The 21,549-nt window shown below is 48.0% G+C and carries 18 protein-coding genes; 16 read left to right on the forward strand and 2 right to left on the reverse strand.

What is annotated here, in order from left to right:
- The first annotated feature begins 2 nt into the window (after positions 1–2).
- Complete coding sequence (gene purR / locus BM184_RS01090) at positions 3–830, forward strand: pur operon repressor (protein ID WP_086942189.1); 828 nt, start codon at positions 3–5, stop codon at positions 828–830.
- A 100-nt stretch (positions 831–930) separates the two neighbouring features.
- Here purR and BM184_RS01095 read toward each other — a convergent pair whose 3' ends face one another.
- Complete coding sequence (locus BM184_RS01095; RefSeq protein WP_086942190.1) at positions 931–1,464, reverse strand: cupin domain-containing protein; 534 nt, start codon at positions 1,462–1,464, stop codon at positions 931–933.
- Positions 1,465–1,670: 206 nt separating this feature from the next.
- On the opposite strand from BM184_RS01095, the gene glmU reads away from it, so the two are divergent.
- On the forward strand, positions 1,671–3,047 hold the full coding sequence (gene glmU, locus BM184_RS01100; protein WP_086942191.1) for a bifunctional UDP-N-acetylglucosamine diphosphorylase/glucosamine-1-phosphate N-acetyltransferase GlmU: 1,377 nt from the start codon (positions 1,671–1,673) through the stop codon (positions 3,045–3,047).
- 96 nt (positions 3,048–3,143) lie between these two features.
- Positions 3,144–4,124: a ribose-phosphate diphosphokinase gene (locus BM184_RS01105; protein ID WP_086942192.1), complete on the forward strand. Its 981-nt coding sequence runs from the start codon at positions 3,144–3,146 to the stop codon at positions 4,122–4,124.
- A 147-nt stretch (positions 4,125–4,271) separates the two neighbouring features.
- On the opposite strand, the gene BM184_RS01110 is transcribed toward BM184_RS01105, so the two are convergent.
- Positions 4,272–5,249, reverse strand: a complete 978-nt coding sequence (locus BM184_RS01110; RefSeq protein WP_086942193.1) for an L-lactate dehydrogenase — start codon at positions 5,247–5,249, stop codon at positions 4,272–4,274.
- Positions 5,250–5,635: 386 nt separating this feature from the next.
- Here BM184_RS01110 and pth point away from each other — a divergent pair, with 386 nt between their 5' ends.
- The 13 genes from pth (at position 5,636) to dusB (ending at position 21,530) form a co-directional block, all read left to right on the forward strand.
- Positions 5,636–6,205, forward strand: coding sequence for an aminoacyl-tRNA hydrolase (gene pth / locus BM184_RS01115; RefSeq protein WP_086942194.1), 570 nt, complete (start codon positions 5,636–5,638; stop codon positions 6,203–6,205).
- Between the two features lie 113 nt (positions 6,206–6,318).
- Positions 6,319–9,855 carry a transcription-repair coupling factor gene (gene mfd, locus BM184_RS01120; protein ID WP_086942195.1) on the forward strand — a complete coding sequence of 1,179 codons (3,537 nt, stop codon included), beginning with the start codon at positions 6,319–6,321 and terminating at the stop codon, positions 9,853–9,855.
- A complete protein-coding gene (locus BM184_RS01125; RefSeq protein ID WP_086942196.1) occupies positions 9,845–11,467 on the forward strand; it encodes a putative polysaccharide biosynthesis protein in 1,623 nt (540 codons plus the stop codon). The genes mfd and BM184_RS01125 overlap by 11 nt, the downstream gene beginning before the upstream one ends.
- A gap of 25 nt (positions 11,468–11,492) precedes the next feature.
- Positions 11,493–12,551 (forward strand): MazG nucleotide pyrophosphohydrolase domain-containing protein, encoded by a 1,059-nt coding sequence (locus tag BM184_RS01130; protein ID WP_086942197.1) that lies wholly within the window; start codon positions 11,493–11,495, stop codon positions 12,549–12,551.
- Complete coding sequence (locus BM184_RS01135) at positions 12,538–12,816, forward strand: RNA-binding S4 domain-containing protein (RefSeq protein WP_086942198.1); 279 nt, start codon at positions 12,538–12,540, stop codon at positions 12,814–12,816. The genes BM184_RS01130 and BM184_RS01135 overlap by 14 nt, the downstream gene beginning before the upstream one ends.
- 107 nt (positions 12,817–12,923) lie before the next feature.
- A complete protein-coding gene (locus tag BM184_RS01140) occupies positions 12,924–13,358 on the forward strand; it encodes an FtsB family cell division protein (protein ID WP_120488147.1) in 435 nt (144 codons plus the stop codon).
- An 87-nt stretch (positions 13,359–13,445) separates the two neighbouring features.
- A complete protein-coding gene (locus BM184_RS01145; protein ID WP_068559014.1) occupies positions 13,446–13,925 on the forward strand; it encodes a S1 domain-containing RNA-binding protein in 480 nt (159 codons plus the stop codon).
- 88 nt (positions 13,926–14,013) lie between these two features.
- Complete coding sequence (gene tilS / locus BM184_RS01150) at positions 14,014–15,411, forward strand: tRNA lysidine(34) synthetase TilS (RefSeq protein WP_086942199.1); 1,398 nt, start codon at positions 14,014–14,016, stop codon at positions 15,409–15,411.
- 18 nt (positions 15,412–15,429) lie between these two features.
- Positions 15,430–15,969, forward strand: coding sequence for a hypoxanthine phosphoribosyltransferase (gene hpt, locus BM184_RS01155; protein WP_086942200.1), 540 nt, complete (start codon positions 15,430–15,432; stop codon positions 15,967–15,969).
- Between the two features lie 122 nt (positions 15,970–16,091).
- Positions 16,092–18,215, forward strand: a complete 2,124-nt coding sequence (ftsH, locus tag BM184_RS01160; RefSeq protein WP_086942201.1) for an ATP-dependent zinc metalloprotease FtsH — start codon at positions 16,092–16,094, stop codon at positions 18,213–18,215.
- 159 nt (positions 18,216–18,374) lie between these two features.
- Positions 18,375–19,277, forward strand: a complete 903-nt coding sequence (gene hslO / locus BM184_RS01170; RefSeq protein WP_086942203.1) for an Hsp33 family molecular chaperone HslO — start codon at positions 18,375–18,377, stop codon at positions 19,275–19,277.
- 109 nt (positions 19,278–19,386) lie between these two features.
- Positions 19,387–20,313: a cysteine synthase A gene (cysK, locus tag BM184_RS01175; RefSeq protein ID WP_086942204.1), complete on the forward strand. Its 927-nt coding sequence runs from the start codon at positions 19,387–19,389 to the stop codon at positions 20,311–20,313.
- A gap of 188 nt (positions 20,314–20,501) precedes the next feature.
- Positions 20,502–21,530, forward strand: coding sequence for a tRNA dihydrouridine synthase DusB (gene dusB / locus BM184_RS01180; RefSeq protein WP_086942205.1), 1,029 nt, complete (start codon positions 20,502–20,504; stop codon positions 21,528–21,530).
- The last annotated feature ends 19 nt before the right edge of the window (positions 21,531–21,549 follow it).

Genomic DNA, 21,549 nt, shown 5'->3' on the forward strand with positions numbered 1-21,549 from the left:
GATTGAAAATAAAGCGCAGTGAACGGTTAGTCGACATGACCCGTTACTTATTAGAAAGACCGCATCGGTTGATTTCATTGACCTATTTCGCTAAACGTTATGAATCAGCGAAATCATCCATCAGTGAGGACTTATCCATCATCAAAAAAACATTTGAAGATCGGGGAACAGGGATTGTCGAAACGTTGCCTGGCGCAGCCGGAGGCGTCAAATATATTCCGACAATCACCAAAGAAAATGCCCGCGAAATTATAGAAGAAATGTGCGAAATCATGAACAGCAAAGATCGTCTGTTGCCAGGGGGATACGTCTATCTTTCCGACATGTTGGGCAATCCGGAATTGTTGCAAAAAATTGGGCGTGTCATCGCGGCTCAATACGTCGACAAAAAAGTGGATGCAGTCATGACGGTCGCCACCAAAGGGGTTCCGATCGCGCAAGCAGTCGCCACTTATCTGAATGTGCCGTTCGTCATCGTACGCCGTGATTCGAAAATTACCGAAGGCTCCACAGTGAGCATCAATTACGTTTCAGGCTCATCCGATCGGGTCGAAAAAATGGAACTATCCAAGCGCAGTTTACCGCGCGGTTCCAAAGTTCTGATTGTCGATGATTTCCTGAAAGGCGGCGGTACCATCAACGGTATGCGCAGCATGATTTCTGAATTTGAATCGGAAACAGTCGGCGTGACCGTATTCGCGGAAGCTGGCTACAATTCCAAGCGTGAAGTATTCGATTATACTTCGCTTATCCGCGTAAATAATATTGATTTGAAAGATCATTCCATCAGTGTGGGCTTGGGCAATTATTTCGATTCAAGCGCCGATTGAGAATAAGCATAAAAAAGAGCTGGACCTTAAAATTAAGGGCCGGCTCTTTGGTGTGCGTTCAGGAAAAAGCGGGCTTCACCAAGTGGAATTTCTGAGGAATTCACACGTGATCTTTACTGAAGGAAGCCTCCGGCAGTTTTTTGTAGGCCAATTTTTCCAAAATGCTCCCGTAATCAGGATAGACTTTGATTAATGCGTCATAAGGCAACAATTCAAAATCACGGTAATCGAATCCTGGGGAAACCATGCAACTAACGAGAGCATAGTCTCCGGATGATCCTTCGATGCTGCTTCCAAAGATGACCCCCTTCGGAACCGTAAATTGGAAAAGCTCTCCTTTTTCGGGATGGCGCCCCATCTTGACTGCCTCATAACGGCCATCGGGATGCAACAGATGGATCGTCAACGTACTGCCTTCATGGAAGTACCAAGCCTCATCGGACTTCAAACGGTGAAAATGCGAAGGGTTATCTGCAGTCAACAAAAAAAGGATATTGCTGTAGAGGTAGCGTTCCCGCCGGTCTTCGGTAACAATCAGTTCGGGAGAATGGCCGGTTTCGCGAAAATAGCCGCCTTCCGCATGTGGTTGAAGCAACAGTTCGTGTATCCAAAATGATGCAGTTGGTTTTGTCATTGGAACCAATCCTTTCGATGTGTCTTCCTGTCTACAAGTATAACCAAAAAACCGGTCAATAAGAAACAATGTATCCGCATTCTTCGTATTTCCATTAGAAAATGAAAAGAAGTCTGTATTTATGTACGACATTATATTGAAAAAAGCAAGTTTTTAGGCTAAGATAATTTAGTTGAAGGAATAAAATGAAAAGATAGGAGTTGCTTATGGCTAATCGTTTTGCAATCATACTTGCTGCTGGTCAAGGAACGCGCATGAAAAGTAAGCTTTATAAAGTACTGCATGCAGTTTGCGGAAAACCAATGGTAGAGCACGTCGTGGATCAAGTTGAGGCTGCTAGCATTAAGAAGGTAGTGACAATTGTAGGTCATGGAGCGGATACTGTTAAAGGATGCTTGGGGGATCGTTCGGAATATGTATTGCAGGCGCAACAATTGGGAACAGGGCACGCTGTCCTGCAAGCGCAAGCTGTGCTGGAGAACGAAGAGGGCACTACGTTGGTCATCTGCGGAGATACACCGCTCCTGACGGCTGAGACGTTGGAAGCCTTGTTGCAATACCATGAAGAGAAAAAAGCGAAAGCAACTATCCTGACTGCGCATGCTGACGATCCGACCGGTTATGGCCGCATCATCAGAAATGCTTCAGATAACGTAGAAAAAATTGTGGAACAAAAAGATGCTTCTCCGGAAGAAGTGCTCGTGCAGGAAATCAATACCGGAACCTATGCTTTCGATAACAAGTTTTTGTTTGCCGCGCTGCAATCAGTAGGCAACAACAATGCGCAAGGTGAATACTATTTGCCGGATGTCATCGAAATCCTGAAGAATCAAGGTGAAATCGTGACGGCTTACCAGATGAGCGATATGGGAGAAGCCTTAGGTGTGAACGATCGTGTGGCGTTGGCAGAAGCTTCCGTCTACATGAAAAGACGCATCAATGAAAAACATATGCGCAATGGCGTTACTTTGATCGATCCGGATAACACCTACATCGAATCAGCTGTGATCATCGGAAGCGACACAGTCATTGAACCGAATGTATTCCTGAAAGGGAAAACGGTCATCGGGGAAGATTGCTTCATCGGATCAGGCTCAGAACTGAGCAACACAACGATCGGTGATCGCGTCCAGATCAGAAGTTCAAACTTGGAAGACTCCGTGATGGAATCGGACAGCAATATCGGTCCGTTCAGCCACTTGAGACCGAACAGCCACATCGGAAAACGCGTCCACATCGGAAATTTTGTGGAAGTGAAGAATGCTGTATTGAACGAAGATACAAAAGTCGGACATTTGACTTATGTGGGAGATGCGGATCTCGGTAAAAACATCAACGTCGGTTGCGGCACTGTATTCGTGAATTATGACGGCAAGCACAAACACCGTTCCAGCATCGGTGACAATACATTCATCGGCTGCAACGTGAACATTGTGGCGCCAGTCAATGTCGAGGCCAATACATTCCTTGCTGCAGGCTCGACCATCACAAAAGATGTGCCTGAAGGCGCGATGGGCATCGCCCGCAGCCGCCAGGAGAACAAGCCAGGCTACTGGGAGAAATTACCACCAGCCAAAAAATAAAACAAAACCTTATACATGTATGGTAGAATGATTTTGAAATTACAATATCAGCATGTGTTAAATTTGGTAAAAACAAAAGATTAACGGAGGATTATCATGACAGAACATTACAAAGATCCAAAACTTAAGATTTTTTCCTTAAGTTCAAATCGCCCTTTGGCTGAGAAAATTGCGGCTGACGTTGGTGTGGAGTTAGGGACCCTATCTTCATCGCAATTCAGCGACGGTGAAATCAAGATCAACATCGACGAAAGTATCCGAGGTTGCCACGTTTACGTCATCCAATCGACAAGTTCTCCGGTAAACGACCACTTGATGGAACTTTTGATCATGATCGATGCTTTGAAGCGCGCGAGTGCCAAAACAATCAACATCGTGTTGCCTTATTATGGCTATGCACGCCAAGACCGCAAAGCACAATCACGTGAGCCGATCACAGCAAAATTAGTGGCGAACATGATCACGCAGGCCGGCGCTGACAGATTGTTGACACTTGATATGCATGCTCCTCAAATCCAAGGTTTCTTCGATATCCCGGTTGATCATCTGTTGGGAGCTCCGTTATTGGCAAGCTACTTCTTGGATCATGAAGTTCTGCACGATGACGTAGTTGTTGTTTCACCTGATCACGGTGGCGTGACAAGAGCCCGCAAATTGGCTGAATTCATCAAAGCTCCGATTGCCATCATCGACAAGAGAAGACCGAAAGCCAACGTTGCCGAAGTCATGAACATCATCGGCAATGTCGAAGGCAAAAAATGTATCCTGATCGACGACATGATCGATACTGCAGGTACAATCACATTGGCTGCCCAAGCATTGCAGGATGCAGGCGCGTTGGATGTCTATGCTTGCTGCACACATGCTGTATTGTCAGGTCCAGCGATGGACCGCATCAACAACTCCGTAATCAAAGAATTGATTGTTACTGATTCGATCAATATCCCTGCTGAAAAAGTCAGCGACAAGATCGTACAGGTATCCGTGTCACAATTGATCGCTGAAGCAATCAAACGTATCCACGAAAACCGCTCAGTAAGCCCGTTGTTCCAAGAAAAATTCGTAATCATCGACTAAGACTTCGTTAATCAAAAAAGTCCTCCTTTGGGAGGACTTTTTTTTGCGGTACGGGCCCTCATGCCCACAACCCCAAATCACCGAAAACCACAAAAAAACACCCGGCATCCCTAAAAGGGACCAACGGGTGTTTGAGATCGGATACGATTATTTTGCGTCTGCTTCCAGGCTGGCGAATCCTTCTTCCAACACTTTTTTCAGTGTCGTAGCGGATAAATCCATTTTTTCCTGTTCTGCATCAGATAAAGGAATTTCGATGATGTTGCGGATACCGGAACGGTTGATGACTGCCGGCACGCCGATGAAGATATCTTTGTGGTTATATTCCCCATCCAAGTAGACGGATAAAGGCATGATCGCATTTTCGTCATTCAGGATTGCTTTCGTGATACGGGCTAAGGCTACAGCGATACCATAGAAGGTCGCTCCTTTTTTCTCGATGATTTCATAGGCAGCATCGCGCACTTTGAAGAATACATCGACCAAAGCTTTTTCATCCACGGCTGAAGTTTGTTTCACCCATTCGTATATCTGCAGTCCGCCAACGTTGGCGTGGGACCATACCGGGAATTCGGTGTCGCCGTGTTCACCTAGGATATAGGCGTGGACATTACGAGCATCTACGCCTACAAGCGCAGAGATGCTTTGACGGAAGCGAGCACTGTCCAGGGAAGTACCGGAACCGATGACGCGGTTAGCAGGAAGTCCTGAAAATTTCCAAGTTGCATAAGTAAGGATATCCACTGGATTGGATGCGACCAAGAAAATGCCGTCGAATCCGCTAGCCATGATTTCTCCGATGATTGACTTGAAGATGCGTAAGTTTTTGCTTACTAAATCGAGACGTGTTTCGCCAGGTTTTTGAGCAGCCCCTGCAGTCAATACTACGATATCAGCGTTGTGGCAATCTGCGTATGATGCTGCATAAATTTTCTTGGGTGAGGTATAAGCTAAAGCGTGGGAAAGATCGATTGCGTCTCCCTCGGTTTTTGCTTTGTTGATATCGATGATACCCAACTCATGACCAATGTTTTGTGTAACCAATGCAAACGCATAGCTTGATCCTACAGCGCCGTCACCGACTAAAATAATTTTTTGTCCTGTACTTCCACTCAATTCTGCCATTATAATGCTCCTCTCACTATTTGCTGGTTCTATTATAACACTAAACAAAGGTGATTACTCTTTGGGCCTATCCCGGTCGGCAAAGATTTTCAGAACCAGCGATGATTGCGCGACAGTGATAGACAGTGAACAACCTGTGAAATATTATATAAAAATATTATAAAATAAAACACTTCCATTTTCAATGGAGAGTTGCGATTTTGTTCACAATATTTTTTGCGCGTCCCAATCCGATTTCTTACGATTATCCGAGGAGTGTGGTATACTGGTCAAAAGCAAACTGTGCGGATGAAATTCGTGCGGCCTTTTTTGGCGTAAAGGGAAAGAAAGCCTGCGCTTGATCCTTTGCGGACATAAATACGACTGGAAAATATAGGGGAATTCAAATGAAAATGATTGTTGGATTGGGGAACCCAGGTCCTAAGTATACCGATACGAAGCACAATGTCGGCTTTATTACTTTAGACGAGTGGGCCTTTCAGAATAAAGAGAAATACAATAAAAATAAATTTGAAGCGTTATACATAGAGACCACCGTAAACGGAGAAAAAGTTTTATTCGTCAAACCGCTGACATTCATGAATGATTCGGGAAGATCGGTAAGGCCACTGATGGACTACTACAACATCGCGATCGAAGATCTGGTTGTCGTATACGATGATATGGATATGCCGGTAGGAAAAATAAGGCTTCGCCAAAAAGGTGGAGCTGGCGGGCATAATGGCATCAAAAGTTTGATTCAACACTTAGGGACGCAAGATTTCAACCGGATCCGCATCGGGGTCGGAAGGCCACAACACAACATGACGGTCATTCAGCACGTGTTGAGCCCTTTTCCGAAAGACGAACACGCCGAAATGCTGCACTCCGTAAAAGAAAGTGTCGAAGCGATCGACCATTTCATCAAAGGGAACAATTTTTTGGAGACAATGAATCAATTCAATAAAAAAGGTTAGGTTCAGCTTTAGCTGGACCTCTTTTGTGTCTGCCGCACAGCCTGCACAGGTGAATCGAGATGAAAGCGATAACCTTTTTTCTGCAGAACATACGATGAACGAGGAGAATATTCATGAAAGATATAGAAAAATATTTGAAGAGCACGAAAAATATACAGACATTGTTGTCTGAAATAAAAGCAGAGCTGCCGCAGTTGGTGGCAGGGCTCTCCGGGTCAGGCCGCAATCTGCTGACGAATATCCTGTTCGAAGAATTGCAGAAGCCAATCATCGTCTTGACCCCGAATTTGCTCCAAGCGACCCAAGTGTATGAAGACATCAGCCAACTGGCGCCGGATGTTCCACTGCATATCTTCCCAGTGGAGGAATCAGTCGCAGCGGAACTGGCCTTTTCATCACCCGAATACCGCAGCCAACGGGTTGAAACCTTGGATTTTCTGAAGAGCGGCAAAAAAGGGATCATCGTGATTCCGGCCGCCGGATTCAAAAAAATCCTCTCTCCAGCTTCGATCTGGGAAACGCATTGCCTTGATTTTTCCATTGGCATGGAGTTGGATCTGGACAGCCTGCCTGAGAAATTGGTCGCAATGGGCTATTCCCGTGAACGGATGGTTGCCAGCCCAGGCGAGTTCAGCATTCGCGGAGGGATCATCGACATTTATGCCCTGAACGAGGAGAACCCCTTGCGAATGGAACTGTTCGATACCGAAATCGATACATTGCGCTATTTCGACGCCTACACCCAAAAGTCCGTCGACTCTATCGAAACTGTCCGGATTTTACCGGCGCATGACACGATCTTCACGAAAGAGGAAATTGCGAAGCAGGCGGGCGCGGTGGAAAAAAAGGCTGAAAAGGCCATCAAAGGCATCAAGAATCAAGAGGTCAAAGAAAGCATGGCACGTGTATTCTCCGAGCTGACAGATAATATGAAGCGCGGTGAACTGTCCAGGGACCCGCAACTCTACACAAGTTTGGTCTATCCGGAACAGCCTACGGTTTTGGACTATATCGCTGAAGACGCGCTGCTGATCGTGGACGACTATAGCCGGATACTTGAGGTGGAAAGGACAATCGAAAGTGAATCATCGGAATGGAAAATGGCCAAGGTGTCGGAAGGCGTGTGTCTGCCTTCGCAGGATTTCAGCGCTGATATCCGCGAAGTGATCAAAAAATCGAAACAGCATCGCATCTATTACGCACTGTTCCACAGAGGCTTCGGAAATATGCGGTTCCACGGAGTCTATCCTTTCCAATACCGCACACTGAACAACTTCTTCAGTCAGATGCCGCAAGTCAAATTGGAAATGGAGCGCTGGCTCAAGCAGCATATGACGGTTTTCGTCATGGTCCCGTCTGTCGAACGTGCTGAAAAGGTGCAGCGGATATTCGCGGATTTCGGCATCCATAGTTACATCAAAGGGAACGCCCCCATTATTGAGAACAAGGTGAATATCCTGGTCGGCGGAATGGCGAACGGATTTGAACTGCCGCAGGAAAAAGTGGTGTTCGTCACCGAAAAGGAGCTTTTCAACAAAGTTACGAAGAAGCAGCCGCGTCGCCAGAAAATGACGAATGCTGAGAGATTGAAGAGTTACACAGAACTGAATCCTGGTGATTATGTCGTTCACGTAAATCACGGGATAGGTCTCTACACTGGCATGGAAACCATCGAAGTCGGAGGCGTCCACCAAGACTACATGTCGATTGCTTACCAGGAAGGCGCCAAATTATTCATTCCTGTGACGCAGATCCATTTGATTCAAAAATATGTGTCCTCCGATGCCAAAACGCCTAAAATGCACAAATTGGGCGGAACGGAATGGGCGAAAACGAAAAAGAAAGTCGCCTCAAAAATCGAAGATATTGCTGATGAACTGATCGAACTGTACGCCAATCGGGAATCAGAAAAAGGATACGCCTATCAACCGGATACGCCGGAGCAACTCGAATTCGAAAACGCCTTCCCTTACACCGAAACCGATGACCAACTGCGCAGTGCCGCTGAAATCAAGGCGGACATGGAGAGCGTCAAACCGATGGATCGTTTGCTGGTCGGTGATGTCGGTTACGGAAAAACGGAAGTTGCGATGCGTGCCATCTTCAAGGCGGTGCAGGAAGGAAAGCAAGCCGCCTTCCTTGTCCCTACTACCATCTTGGCGCAACAGCACTATGAATCGTTGACGCAACGGTTTGAAGAGTACCCGTTTGAAATCGGTTTGTTGAGCCGCTTCCGCACGAAGAAACAGCAAGAGGAAACATTGGCCGGCATCCGGAAAGGCACGGTCGATATCGTCATCGGCACGCACCGGATCTTATCGAAGGACGTCGTTTTCGCTGATTTGGGATTATTGGTGGTCGACGAAGAGCAACGTTTCGGTGTGAAGCACAAAGAGCGCTTAAAACAATTGAAAGCTTCTGTGGATGTCTTGACGTTGACGGCAACCCCGATTCCGCGTACCTTGCATATGTCGATGCTGGGGGTCAGAGATCTCTCTGTCATCGAAACGCCGCCGGCAAACCGCTATCCGGTTCAGACATATGTCATGGAACAGAATAACGGAGCCGTCCGGGATGCAATCGAAAGGGAAATGGCCCGCGGAGGTCAAGCCTTCTACCTCTACAATCGGGTGGAAACAATCGAGAAGAAAGCCGAAGAGATACGCGAACTCGTGCCGGATGTCCGCGTCGCAGTGGCGCATGGCCAGATGACGGAGGTCCAGCTCGAGAATGTCATCATGGATTTTATCGAAGGCCGCTACGATGTTCTGGTGACCACAACCATCATTGAAACGGGTGTGGACATCCCGAACGTCAACACGCTCTTCATCGAAAATGCCGATCGGATGGGCTTGTCACAGCTGTACCAACTGCGCGGGCGTGTCGGCAGGACGAATCGGATTGCCTATGCCTATTTGATGTATCAGCCGAATAAAATGCTGACTGAAGTCAGCGAGAAAAGGCTGCAGTCCATCAAGGAATTCACTGAACTGGGCGCGGGATTCAAAATTGCCATGCGTGACTTGTCGATCCGAGGCGCAGGGAACCTTTTGGGTGCGCAACAACATGGCTTCATCGACTCGGTCGGATTCGATCTCTACTCCGAGATGCTGGGAGAGGCAGTTGCGGCCAAGCGAGGCCTGAAAGCGAAAACGAAGCGTTCCATTGTCGAAATCGACTTGAGCATAGACGCTTACATACCTGCTGATTATATAGAGGATGAGCGCCAGAAAATCGACTTCTACAAGCGGATCCAACGTATCGACAGCGTGGCTGATCATGATGAAATCGATGCGGATCTGATCGACCGCTTCGGTGATTATCCGCAAGAGGTTTCCGATTTGCTGGAGGTCGGTCTGATCAAAAATTACGCCGAGAAGAGCCAGATTGAAACAATCAAACGCCAAGGCGAGACGGTCGTCATCACTTTTTCACAGGAAGCGACTGTCCGCTTGCAGGGGCCGGCAGTGTTCGAAGCCCTCAGCAAAATGCCGTTGAAGGCGCAGATCAATCTGAATAATGCCAAATTGGTGGTCAGCCTGGTCATCGGGAAATTACCGAACCGGCAATGGCTGAACCATCTCAATGCATTCGTCAAAGCCTGCGTAGCCGAAACAGACGAAACAGTGGGAGAAACAGATGGAAAATAATCGCTTGAAGCAGATGATGAAGGGTGCACTGTTGCTGTCTTTGGCTGCTTTCATCAGCAAGATACTCAGCGCGGTGTATCGTGTGCCATTCCAGAATATGGTGGGGAACACGGGCTTTTACGTCTATCAGCAAGTTTATCCAATCTATGGCATCGGTATGACGTTCGCTTTATCAGGCTTTCCGGTATTTCTTTCCAAGATGATTGCGGAAACGCCGGATAACGGGACCCGCAGAATGCTGTTGAAGCGCAGCCTGGTCATACTTGGGATCTTCGGCTTCATCCTGTTCATGGGCATCTATGGTTTTTCCGGTCAACTGGCACTGCTGATGGGGGACCCGGACTTGAAACCGATTTTGCAGTCGGTATCCTGGATGTTTCTGTGGATGCCGATACTGGCAACCTTGCGGGGATATTTCCAAGGCAACTACCGCATGGAACCGACCGCGGTTTCGCAAGTATCGGAGCAACTCGTGCGTGTCGGTGCGATCCTTTTTGCGGCTTATCTGTACACGAAAACAAAAGGAGACCTCTATGCGATGGGCGCTCAGGCCATGAGCGGAGCGACTGTTGGTGCAGTCTTGGGCAGCCTGATCCTGTTGGCGGCCTATTTCAAAGAAAGGCGGAAGCATGATGCGCCCTTACTTGATGGGGGACACCCAAAACAGGAAAGTCCCGCCGCACAATGGGGACGCCTGATCCGCCGCTATGCGACTGAAGGGGCGACGATTTGCCTTTTGAGCGCTATCTTGGTCCTGTTCCAGCTCATCGATTCGTTCACGCTCTACAATGGCCTGCTGGATGGCGGTACAGCCAGCGAGTTGGCAAAAAACGTCAAGGGGATCTATGACCGTGGCCAACCGCTTGTGCAGTTGGGCATGGTGGTGGGGACCGGGTTTTCGGCCAGCTTCATTCCGATGATGAGCCAAGCGCATGCACAAGATCGCCAAAGCGAATTCACCCGATCCGCCGTGTCGTTGCTGCGGATGACAAGTGTCTTTTCAGCAGCCGCGGTGACGGGGTTGCTGGCTATTTTGCCGAATGTCGACAACATGCTCTTCGGAGACCGGGAAGGCATCGCGGTTCTGTCCGTATATATTTTGGCCATTTTTGCGGCTTCGATCATGACCGCCTATCATTCCATCCTGCAAAGCCTGGGCCAGTACAAGATTTCCTTGGTTGCCCTGGCAGCGGGTCTTGCGGTCAAATTCTTCGGCAATCTGCTGTTGGTGGAACCGTTTGGGACGATGGGGGCAAGCTTAGCTTTGATAGCCGGTTTGGCTGCGATGCTGTGGGTGCTTTTGCTCAACAGCGAGCGCGCTCTGCGGGATGTCTGGTTCACGGATCGCTTCCTCATGAAACTTGTGGCCGGCTGCGCTGTCCTGTATGTCACGGTGGGGTCGCTCCGGATCGGCTTGGAAAGGTATATTTTTACGGATGGAGACCGGCTGACGGATTCCGTTATAGCCTCTGTGACAGTTTGTGCTGGTGTGGCCGTATTCTTATGGTATATTCTAAAAGTGAAACTCTTTACATTACGGGAGTGGGTAAGTATTCCGTTCGGGAAAAAACTGCTGCGCAAATTGCCGGACAAAACGAACGACATAAAATAGAAAAGCGTTACAGAAGGAGAAATGTATGGGTAAAATTCAAATAATGGGCCTAGGAGCCGGCGACTTGGAACAATTGCCGTACGGCGTATACAGTCGATTGCTGGCAGCCGAATTCGTCCATCTGCGGACCAAGGAGCATCCGGTCGTTGAAAATCTGAAGGCTGCAGGTGTGCAGTTCGAAAGCTTTGATGCAGTGTATGAATCGAAGGATAATTTTGATGACGTATACCGTCAGATCGCAGACTATTTATTGGAAAAGGCAAAGACACAGGATCTGATTTATGCAGTGCCGGGACACCCGTTGGTTGCGGAGGATTCCGTCAAGCATTTGCTGCAGAACCAAGCGGGAATCGAAGTGGAAATCGTCGGGGGGAAGAGTTTCATCGATGATTTCTTTCAGGCGGTAGCCATCGATCCGATCGAAGGCTTCCAATTGTTGGATGGCTTGTCCTTCCACCAGGACCAGCTGAGTTTGGGCAGTCACCTGATCATCATGCAGGTTTTCAATGAATTTGTGGCCAGCGATGTGAAATTGAAGCTGATGGAGAAATATCCGGATGAACATCAGGTGGCCTTGGTCGATGCGGCAGGAACCAAGCTGCAGAAAGTGACCTGGTGCCCTTTGTATGAGATGGACCGGCTTGAGGGTGTGCATAACTTGCTTTCCTTGTACGTTCCGCCATTGCAGCTGGATGAACGCACCAAAAGCTTTGAACTGACCCAAGCCTACATGGATGCCATCGTAGATAAAGATGTTTGGGTGCAATCACAGACGCACGAAAGCCTGTTGCCTTATCTGAAGGAAGAATGCGAAGAAGTGGCCGAAGCAATCCAGAACGATGATACCGACAACCTGATCGAAGAGTTGGGTGATATTCTGCTCCAGGTTCTCTATCACGCCTCCTTTGGCGAACGGGAAGGCTTCTTCACGATGGAGGATGTCCTGGAAACATTGAACAGGAAATTGCGCAGACGCCATCCGCATGTTTTTGACGGAGTGAAAGCCGATACGATCGAAGAAATCGATAAGATGTGGCAAGCGATAAAAGCAAAAGAAAAGGGGAATTCCGATGAGACTAGATAAATTTTTGAAAGTATCCCGCTTGATCAAACGCAGATCGGTCGCCAAAGAAGTGGCGGACAAAGGGCGCATCCTGATCAACGGAAAGCAAGCAAAATCGAGTTCGACTGTCAAAGCCGGAGATGAAATGACGCTGCAGTTCGGGAACAAAACCGTCGTCGTGCGCGTCGATAAAATTGTGGAAACGACCAAAAAGGATGAGGCTCAGGAAATGTATACCCTCATCAGCGAAACGGTTGCACCCAGAACGGAAGAAAATCGCTTCTGATGCTGCGAAAGGCCATGGACAATCCGTGCCGTTTCTTCTATACTTTTACATGAGCAAAACTATTCAGAGATAACGGGATTGTGGAAGTTTTCAAGGAGGCGATCAGGGTGAAGGAAAAGACGGAAAAAAAGACAGCTGACAACGTAACCGTGATGCAAAATGATTTTACTAAGGCGCAGCACAGTCAGAAACGTATATTTCAGAGGGAAAAGAAAGCCCATATGAGAAGATTATCCCTGATTTTTGTCGTCGGCGTTGCCCTGATTGTGCCTTGCCTGTGGAAAACAGTCGGAAACTGGCTGGAAATCCGTAAGTTGGACGCTGCCATCGCAGTGGCCAAAACGGAGAAAAAGCAAGCTGAGGACGAAAACACGCAATTGACCTATGAAGTCAAATTGTTGCAGGATGATGAATACATCGCCAAATTGGCGCGAGGTAAATATTATTTAAGCAAAGATGGCGAAATCATCTTCAGCCTGCCTGAAGATAATCAGACAAAAATGGCCGAAAAACAAGAGAACGCAGCAGATTCGGATTCATGAATACGGCGATGAATAAAGATTCTATTTTTTTCTGCATAATCCGTGGTATAATTAGTTGAGCAAAAATGAAGGAGGAACTTTTTTTTTATGTCAATAGAAGTTGGGAACAAAGTATCAGGAAAAGTTACAGGGATTACAAATTTTGGTGCATTCATTGATTTAGGTGGCGGTAAGACAGGACTAGTTCATATTAGTGAAATTTCTGATACTTTCGTAAAGGAAATAAAGGACGTTTTGAAGGTTGGCGATGAAGTGACCGTTAAGGTAATGTCCATTGCAGATGATGGGAAGATCGGCTTATCCATCCGTAAAGCTGTGGACAAGCCAGCAGGGGAAGTTTCCAGACCTCAACGAGAAAGCAGACCTTATCAAAAAAGTACAACTCCTCGTCCGGAAGGCTCTTTTTCTAAAGGCAGAAAAGATTTCTCAGCACATCAGGATAAAGGTCTTAAAAATGACTTCGACTCGTTGATGAGCAGCTTCTTGAAGGACAGCGAAGATCGTTTGACTTCCATCAAGCGCAATACGGAAGGCAAACGCGGCGGCCGTGGCGGCAGACGTGGATAGAAAACAGTAATTTCTAGAGGATGGGCAAAAGGGAAACCGATTGTCACACCCTCTTTTTTGCTTTACGAAGAAAGAGAGCAGGGATGTTATGCAAGAATATATTCTGCGTCTATGCAAAGAGGTGGAACGCCACCGGCTATGGGAAAAAGAAAGCCGCTTGCTTTTGGCGGTTTCCGGCGGCGCGGATTCCATGGCGTTGCTGGGGCTTATCCAACAGCTGCCGCCGGAATGGCAACCGCAGTTCGCTGTGGTGCATGTCCACCATCATCTCAGGGAAGAGTCAGATGAGGAACTCCGGATGATCCAGGACTACTGCTGGAGCCAAGGGATAGCTTTTTTTGCCGAACACTGGTCAGAAGAAAACCACCCGAAGTCAAACCTGGAAATGGCAGCAAGGGAATTTCGCTATGCCTTCTTTGCCGATATGATGGAGAAATGGCCAGCGACCCATCTAGCGACCGCACATCATGCGGATGATCAGCTGGAGACGATTCTGATGCGTTTGGTGAGGGGGAGCACGCTGAAGGGTATCTCCGGAATCGCTTTTTCACGCGCTTTTGGTCGTGGACAACTCGTTCGACCATTGCTGGCGTTCCAAAAGGACGAGCTCTATCGGATTTGCGAAATGGCTAGAATCCCTTATCGGGAAGACAGCACCAATTCAGAGCTGACGTTCACGCGGAACAGATACCGGAACAGCATCATTCCGCTGCTGAAGGCGGAAAATAAGCAAGCATCCAGGCATTTTGGTGATTTTTCGGAAGATCTGCAGGATGCAATGGAAGTCGTTCAACCGATAGTAGCACAGTCGTTCCGATCGCTGTTCACCAAGGTTGACCCGGACTGGGTATTGGATCTGGTCGCATGGCAAGCCTGTGATGTTTCCTTGCAACGACTCGTGCTCAGTCATTTTGTGACGGAGCAGATGATACCGGCAGGTCATGACTTCCGCAGGAGCCAACTGACGGCTGTGATGGATCTTACCGAAAACCCCTCCCCCCAAAAGCAAATATCTTTGGTGGGAGGGTGGCAGGCCAGAAAAAGGTATGATAAACTTATTTTCTTATCCCCTGATTCGGCCAAGGCCGATTTTTCTGATTTTTCTGAAGAATTGGAGCTAAATAAATGGGTAACCTTGCCATCTCATGGTAGAATAGGATTATTTCATAGCGATAATGCGTTTTCAAAAGAACTGCCGCTGGATGCCCAAAGCGTTGGAATCAAGGACGAATCGGCACTAATGCCTTTTACGGTGCGTTCCCGGCGTTCGGGCGACAAGATCGTTTTGAACAAAGATCAGCCATTTACAAAAAAAGTGAGCCGGCTTTTTGTGGATAAAAAAATTCCGGATGAAGAAAGACGAAAAGCCTGTATCGTCACTGATGGCGAGGGACGTATTTTATGGGTGCCGGGCTATGCCCAGTCCGTCTGGTTGTCCGAGAATGACAAGGAACAAACGCGTTACAGATTGATTTACATAAAATAAATTTTTGAGGTGAAAGAAATGTTGCATCCTGATATCAAGGAAGTATTATACAGTGAAGAAGAAATCAGCGCAGTAGTCAAAGACTTGGGCGCGCAATTGACGAAAGAATATGAAGGGAAAAATCCATTAGTGATCGGCGTACTGAAAGGTGCCGTCATGTTCATGACCGACTTGTCGCGTGCGATGAACTGCGATCTGGAACTGGATTTCATGGATGTTTCCAGCTACGGAGCCGGAATGGAATCAAGCGGCGATGTGAAGATCCTGAAAGATTTGGATACGACCGTGGACGGACGCGACCTGTTGATCGTGGAGGACATCATCGACACCGGACGGACGTTAAGCTACTTGATCGAAATATTCAAATACCGTAAAGCCAAATCCATAAAAGTGGTCACATTGATGGACAAAAAAGAACGCCGCGTCGTGGATTTGGAAGCGGATTACATTGGTATCAACGTTCCGAACGAGTTCGTTGTCGGATACGGATTGGACTTCAACGAAAAGTACCGAAATCTCCCTTATATCGGGATTTTAAAAACCGAAGTTTATGAGTAAAATCATTCGTTAAAATTGGTCAGATATGATATGATTAGTGAGATACCAGTATATTGAGCAAACAAAAAAGATGAGACGTAAGATAAAGTCTGCGAAGAACGATATCTGACGAGGAGGTTCTAATGAAAAAAAATAATTTTCTTAAAAGCAGCGGCTTTTATGTGCTGATCTTCCTTGCGATCATTGCAGTGGTTTCGATGATTACAGGCGGCATGGAGACAGAGACGAGCCAAGAAATTTCATCAAGCGAATTTATGGATGCCTTGAACTCGGAAGAGGTGGATAATTTTACGATCCAACCGGGTGCAGGCGTTTATGAAATCAGCGGTGAATACCGCACCGAACAAGAACTGGAAGTGGCTGATTCATCCAGCGATCTGCTGTTGTTTGATGATACGACCAGTACAACAACGAAGAATTTCACAACCAGAGTTTTACCGAATGACGAAACTCTGAAACAGATCACGGATATCGCTGAAACGACGGATACACAGATGGTGCCGTTGGAAGAAGACCAGTCCGGCGCATGGATAAGCATCCTGTTCAGCGTATTGCCGATCGTCATCTTCATCTTCTTCATGTACATGATGATGGGGCAAGCTGGAGGCGGACAAGGCGGTAACCGCAATGTCATGAACTTCGGCAAAACGAAGTCTGAAGATGCCACCAAAAAACCGATCAAAGTACGTTTTTCTGACGTTGCTGGTGCAGAGGAAGAAAAACAAGAGCTTGTCGAAGTGGTGGAATTCCTGAAGGACCCACGTCGTTTCACTGCACTTGGAGCAAGGATTCCGGCTGGCGTTTTGCTTGAAGGACCTCCAGGTACAGGTAAGACCTTATTGGCCAAAGCTGTCGCTGGTGAGGCCGGTGTGCCTTTCTTCTCGATTTCCGGTTCGGAATTCGTAGAAATGTTCGTCGGTGTCGGTGCCAGCCGTGTGCGTGATTTGTTCGATCAAGCCAAAAAAGCTGCCCCTGCAATCATCTTCATCGATGAAATCGATGCAGTTGGACGTCAACGTGGCGCCGGTATGGGTGGCGGACATGATGAACGCGAACAGACACTGAACCAATTATTGGTTGAGATGGACGGTTTCTCCGGCAATGAAGGCATCATCGTAATTGCCGCTACCAACCGTTCCGACGTACTCGATCCGGCATTGCTTCGTCCAGGCCGTTTTGACCGCCAAATTTTGGTCGGCAGACCGGATGTAAAAGGCCGCGAAGCGATACTGAAAGTACATTCCCGCAATAAACCGTTGGCAAGCAACGTCGATCTTAAAGTCGTAGCGCAACAGACACCAGGTTTCTCTGGAGCAGACTTGGAAAACTTGTTGAACGAAGCTGCCCTGGTCGCTGCCAGACGGAACAAAACAAAAATCGATGCCCTTGATGTGGATGAAGCGCATGACCGTGTCATCGCCGGCCCTGCCAAGAGAGATCGTGTCATCAGCAAGCGCGAACGCGAAATGGTCGCTTACCATGAAGCCGGCCACACAATTGTCGGTATGGTCCTGAGCGATGCGCGCATTGTCCACAAAGTTACGATCGTTCCACGCGGTCGCGCTGGAGGGTATGCAATCATGCTTCCGAAAGAGGATCGATTCCTTATGACGAAGGATGAGTTGTTGGAACAAGTTGTCGGCTTGCTTGGTGGACGTGTGGCGGAGGAAGTTGTCTTCAACGTCCAAACTACGGGCGCCAGCAACGACTTCGAACAAGCTACCGGCTTGATCAGAAGCATGGTTACCGAGTACGGCATGAGCGAAAAATTGGGCACTGTGCAGTATGAAGGAAATCATCAAGTATTTGTCGGACGTGACTACGGCCAAACCAAAGCTTACTCTGAAGATATTGCTTACCAAATTGACTCGGAAGTCCGTCGTATGATGAGTGAAGCGCATATCAGAGCGCGTCAAATCATCGAAGAACACCGTGAACAACTGAATTTGATCGCTGAGAAATTGTTGGAACTGGAAACATTGGATGAGAAAACAATCCGCAGCCTGTTCGAAACCGGCCAAATGCCTTCGGACTCAAATACAGAAGAATATCCAAGCGAAAAAGCACAGTCTTTTGAAGAAGCCAAACGGGCTCTTGAAAAGAAAGAGGCTGAAAAAATCCGTCAAGAAGATCAGATGCTTGTTAATGACGAAGCCGAAGCTTCATCTGACGTTTCATTACCTACTGCTGATGAAAAAGCGGAAAATGATGCAGAAAAAGAAGCAAAAGATACTGAAGAAAAATAAAAAAATAGAATTTTGCAAAAAGTCTGGGACGACAATCCCAGACTTTTTGTCATCACCGGCCGGCTGCGCAAAAGCAAGTGAGCAAAGTGTGGTTGCTTTCGTCCCGACCTATAGTAGAATGATAGAGAAACAATTTAAGAATGCGATGGAGGATTATATATGACTGACTATTTACTTAAGGCATTAGCCTACGAAGGACAATTCCGTGCCTATGCGATTGACGCAACCGAAGCGGTTGCGGAGGCTCAAAGAAGGCATGATACATGGAGCGCCTCATCTGCAGCTTTAGGCCGCACGATGGTAGGGACCTTATTGCTGGCTGCCGCCGGGTTGAAGAATGAAGAAAAAATGACCGTCATTGTGAATGGGGATGGCCTGGGAGGCCGCATACTCGCTGATGCGAACGGCAAAGGCGACATCAAGGCCTACATTTCAAACCCGAATGTCAACCTTGCCTTGAACGACCATGGCAAACTTGACGTTCGTGCAGTTGTGGGGACGGAAGGCACTTTGACCGTCATCAAAGATTTAGGGATGAAAGAACCGTTCACCGGGCAAGTTTCTCTGGTCAGCGGTGAATTGGGCGAGGACTTCACTTACTATATGGCAAATTCTGAGCAGATACCTTCAGCTATCGGTTTGAGCGTGCTTGTGGACACCGATGATTCGATCAAAGCGGCTGGTGGCTTCATGATCCAGGTGATGCCTGACGCCAGTGATGAAGCCATCACGAAAGTGGAACAGAATATCGCAGCCATTCCGTTGGTTTCCAGATTGATGGAAAATGGCGAAACGCCTGAACAGATTTTGGCGCGCATATTGGGCGAAGAAAATGTGGAAGTGCTGGAGAAAATGCCTGTGCGTTTTCATTGCGACTGTTCAAGAGAACGTTTCGCCGAAGGGTTGAGTTCGATTGGCAAGACTGAGTTGCACGAAATGATTGAAGAGGATCATGGCGCTGAGGTTGTCTGCCATTTCTGTGGCGAAAAGTACCACTATTCGGAAGCCGATCTGCAGGAACTGGTGACGGCCATTGATGAAAAGCGCGCTGCCAACATCTGATGTCGCCGGCGTTTCGCTTGTAATGCGGTTTCACGTAACCTACAATAAAATTAATCTATCCGTTTGACGGAACTGATCAGTAAAATCTATCTGAGCTGGAGGAATCGACATGGTAAAAATAGTCTCTTCAATTGCTAGTTTGATCGGGGAAACTCCGATAATCAAACTGAATAAAGTGGTACCCGAGAGTGTGGCTGATGTGTATGTCAAGCTGGAATCGTTCAACGCGGGCGGAAGCGTGAAGGACCGCATCGCTCTGAATATGATCGAAGTGGCGGAAGAAGAAGGCCTTCTGAAACCCGGGTATACAATCGTGGAACCGACCAGCGGGAATACAGGCGTAGGCTTGGCAATGCTGGCTGCGGCAAAAGGCTACAAAGCGATTTTTGTGATGCCGGATACGATGAGTATGGAAAGACGCTTATTGTTGGCAGCTTATGGCGCAGAGCTGGTTTTGACACCAGGCGCTGAGGGGATGAATGGCTCGATTGCGAAGGCAAGGGAAATCGCTGCGCAACCGGATCACTTCATGCCGATGCAATTCGATAACCCTGCCAATCCTGCTGTGCACGAAGCAATCACCGGTCCCGAAATCATCGAGGCTTTTGAAGGCAAGACGCCTGACGCTTTTATTGCCGGAGTCGGAACGGGCGGAACAGTGACGGGCGTCGGCAAGGCTTTGCGCAAAGTCAATCCCAATGTGGAAATATATGCACTGGAGCCGACCGATTCGGCTGTATTGAGCGGAAAACCGAAAGGCCCGCACAAAATCCAGGGTATCGGCGCGGGCTTTATCCCATCCGTTTTGGACACAGCGCTTTACAACGGTATCGTCCAAGTCTCCAATGAACAAGCCTTCGAAATGGCTCGCCGTGTTGCGCGGGAAGAAGGCGTTCTGGTGGGCATTTCAGGCGGAGCTGCCATCGCCGGTGCGATCGAAGTGGCCATCCGTTTAGGCAAAGGCAAATCCGTCGTGACTGTGGCGCCGGATAACGGAGAACGCTACCTATCCACGCCGCTGTTCAGCGTACAATAATAAATGGATAAGAAGGACAGGCTGATCGGATGGCTTGTCCTTTTTCCTTATTGGTGAAGCGCCAAACGCAAACGGTAAGATATTTTTCTTTTCTTACGGATTGTAAGATGATAGAATGGTCCAAGAGTTTTTCGAGCATCCGAAAAAAGGATGGGATCACCATAAATAAATAATAAAGGAAGTAAAAAATGTATAAAATCGGCAATATTGAAATCAATAATCCAGTCGCAGTCGCACCTATGGCCGGAATCAGCAACGCTGCCTTCCGCGTCACCGTCAAAGAGATGGGCGCAGGCTTGGTCGTCTGCGAGATGATCAGCGATAAGGGCATCCAGTTCCGCAACGAGAAGACATTGCGGATGCTGCACATCGAGCCGAATGAATATCCGCTGAGCGTCCAAATCATGGGCGGCAACAAGGATACGCTGGTCGAAGCGGCAAAATACGTGGCTGAAAACACGGAAGCAGCCATCATCGACATCAACATGGGCTGCCCCGTCAGCAAAGTCATCAAGGCGGAAGCAGGAGCCAAGTGGTTGTTGGATCCGGGCAAAGTTTATGAAATGGTTTCTGCTGTAGTGGATGCTGTTGATAAGCCGGTTACCGTGAAAATGCGGACCGGCTGGGATTCCGATCATCTTTTTGCAGTGGAGAATGCCTTGGCTGCAGAACGCGCTGGAGCAGCCGCCGTTGCGATGCACGGGCGTACGCGTGTACAGATGTATGAGGGCAAAGCCGACTGGAACATCTTCAAGGACGTCAAGCAGGCTTTGACGCGTATCCCCTTATTGGGTAACGGGGACGTGAAGACGCCTGAAGATGCGAAGCGGATGCTGGAAGAAACCGGCGTGGACGGTGTCATGATTGGCCGGGCTGCCTTGAGCAACCCTTGGATGATCAAACAGACAGTCCACTATCTGGAAACCGGTGAAATGTTGCCGCAATCGACCCCGCGCGAGAAGTTGGAAATCGCAAAACTGCACTTGGACCGATTGACCGATCTTAAGGGCGAAACGGTCGCTGTCAAAGAGTTCCGCAGCATCGCGGCTTATTACCTGAAAGGCATTCCGCGCGCTTCAAAAACGAAAGCTGCTGTCACGTCTGCATCCAGACAACAAGAAGTTGTCGACTTGTTGGATCGCTTCATTTTCGAAATAGAGGAACGCGAAGCTTCAAAAGAAGCGCGTTCATTCGAGAAAATCGAAATAAATAGCTAAGACGGCTTGATTTTTCACT

It is taken from the genome of Trichococcus pasteurii (genome assembly GCF_900112935.1).
GTDB lineage: Bacteria > Bacillota > Bacilli > Lactobacillales > Aerococcaceae > Trichococcus > Trichococcus pasteurii.

Excerpts from the sequence above, each read along its gene's own strand:
- BM184_RS01095 (WP_086942190.1), bottom strand. The coding sequence starts at position 1,464 with ATGACAAAACCAACTGCATCATTTTGGATACACGAACTGTTGCTTCAA.
- glmU (WP_086942191.1), top strand. The coding sequence starts at position 1,671 with ATGGCTAATCGTTTTGCAATCATACTTGCTGCTGGTCAAGGAACGCGC.
- BM184_RS01105 (WP_086942192.1), top strand. The coding sequence starts at position 3,144 with ATGACAGAACATTACAAAGATCCAAAACTTAAGATTTTTTCCTTAAGT.
- BM184_RS01110 (WP_086942193.1), bottom strand. The coding sequence starts at position 5,249 with ATGGCAGAATTGAGTGGAAGTACAGGACAAAAAATTATTTTAGTCGGT.
- pth (WP_086942194.1), top strand. The coding sequence starts at position 5,636 with ATGAAAATGATTGTTGGATTGGGGAACCCAGGTCCTAAGTATACCGAT.
- mfd (WP_086942195.1), top strand. The coding sequence starts at position 6,319 with ATGAAAGATATAGAAAAATATTTGAAGAGCACGAAAAATATACAGACA.
- BM184_RS01125 (WP_086942196.1), top strand. The coding sequence starts at position 9,845 with ATGGAAAATAATCGCTTGAAGCAGATGATGAAGGGTGCACTGTTGCTG.
- BM184_RS01130 (WP_086942197.1), top strand. The coding sequence starts at position 11,493 with ATGGGTAAAATTCAAATAATGGGCCTAGGAGCCGGCGACTTGGAACAA.
- BM184_RS01135 (WP_086942198.1), top strand. The coding sequence starts at position 12,538 with ATGAGACTAGATAAATTTTTGAAAGTATCCCGCTTGATCAAACGCAGA.
- BM184_RS01145 (WP_068559014.1), top strand. The coding sequence starts at position 13,446 with ATGTCAATAGAAGTTGGGAACAAAGTATCAGGAAAAGTTACAGGGATT.
- tilS (WP_086942199.1), top strand. The coding sequence starts at position 14,014 with ATGCAAGAATATATTCTGCGTCTATGCAAAGAGGTGGAACGCCACCGG.
- hpt (WP_086942200.1), top strand. The coding sequence starts at position 15,430 with ATGTTGCATCCTGATATCAAGGAAGTATTATACAGTGAAGAAGAAATC.
- ftsH (WP_086942201.1), top strand. The coding sequence starts at position 16,092 with ATGAAAAAAAATAATTTTCTTAAAAGCAGCGGCTTTTATGTGCTGATC.
- hslO (WP_086942203.1), top strand. The coding sequence starts at position 18,375 with ATGACTGACTATTTACTTAAGGCATTAGCCTACGAAGGACAATTCCGT.
- cysK (WP_086942204.1), top strand. The coding sequence starts at position 19,387 with ATGGTAAAAATAGTCTCTTCAATTGCTAGTTTGATCGGGGAAACTCCG.
- dusB (WP_086942205.1), top strand. The coding sequence starts at position 20,502 with ATGTATAAAATCGGCAATATTGAAATCAATAATCCAGTCGCAGTCGCA.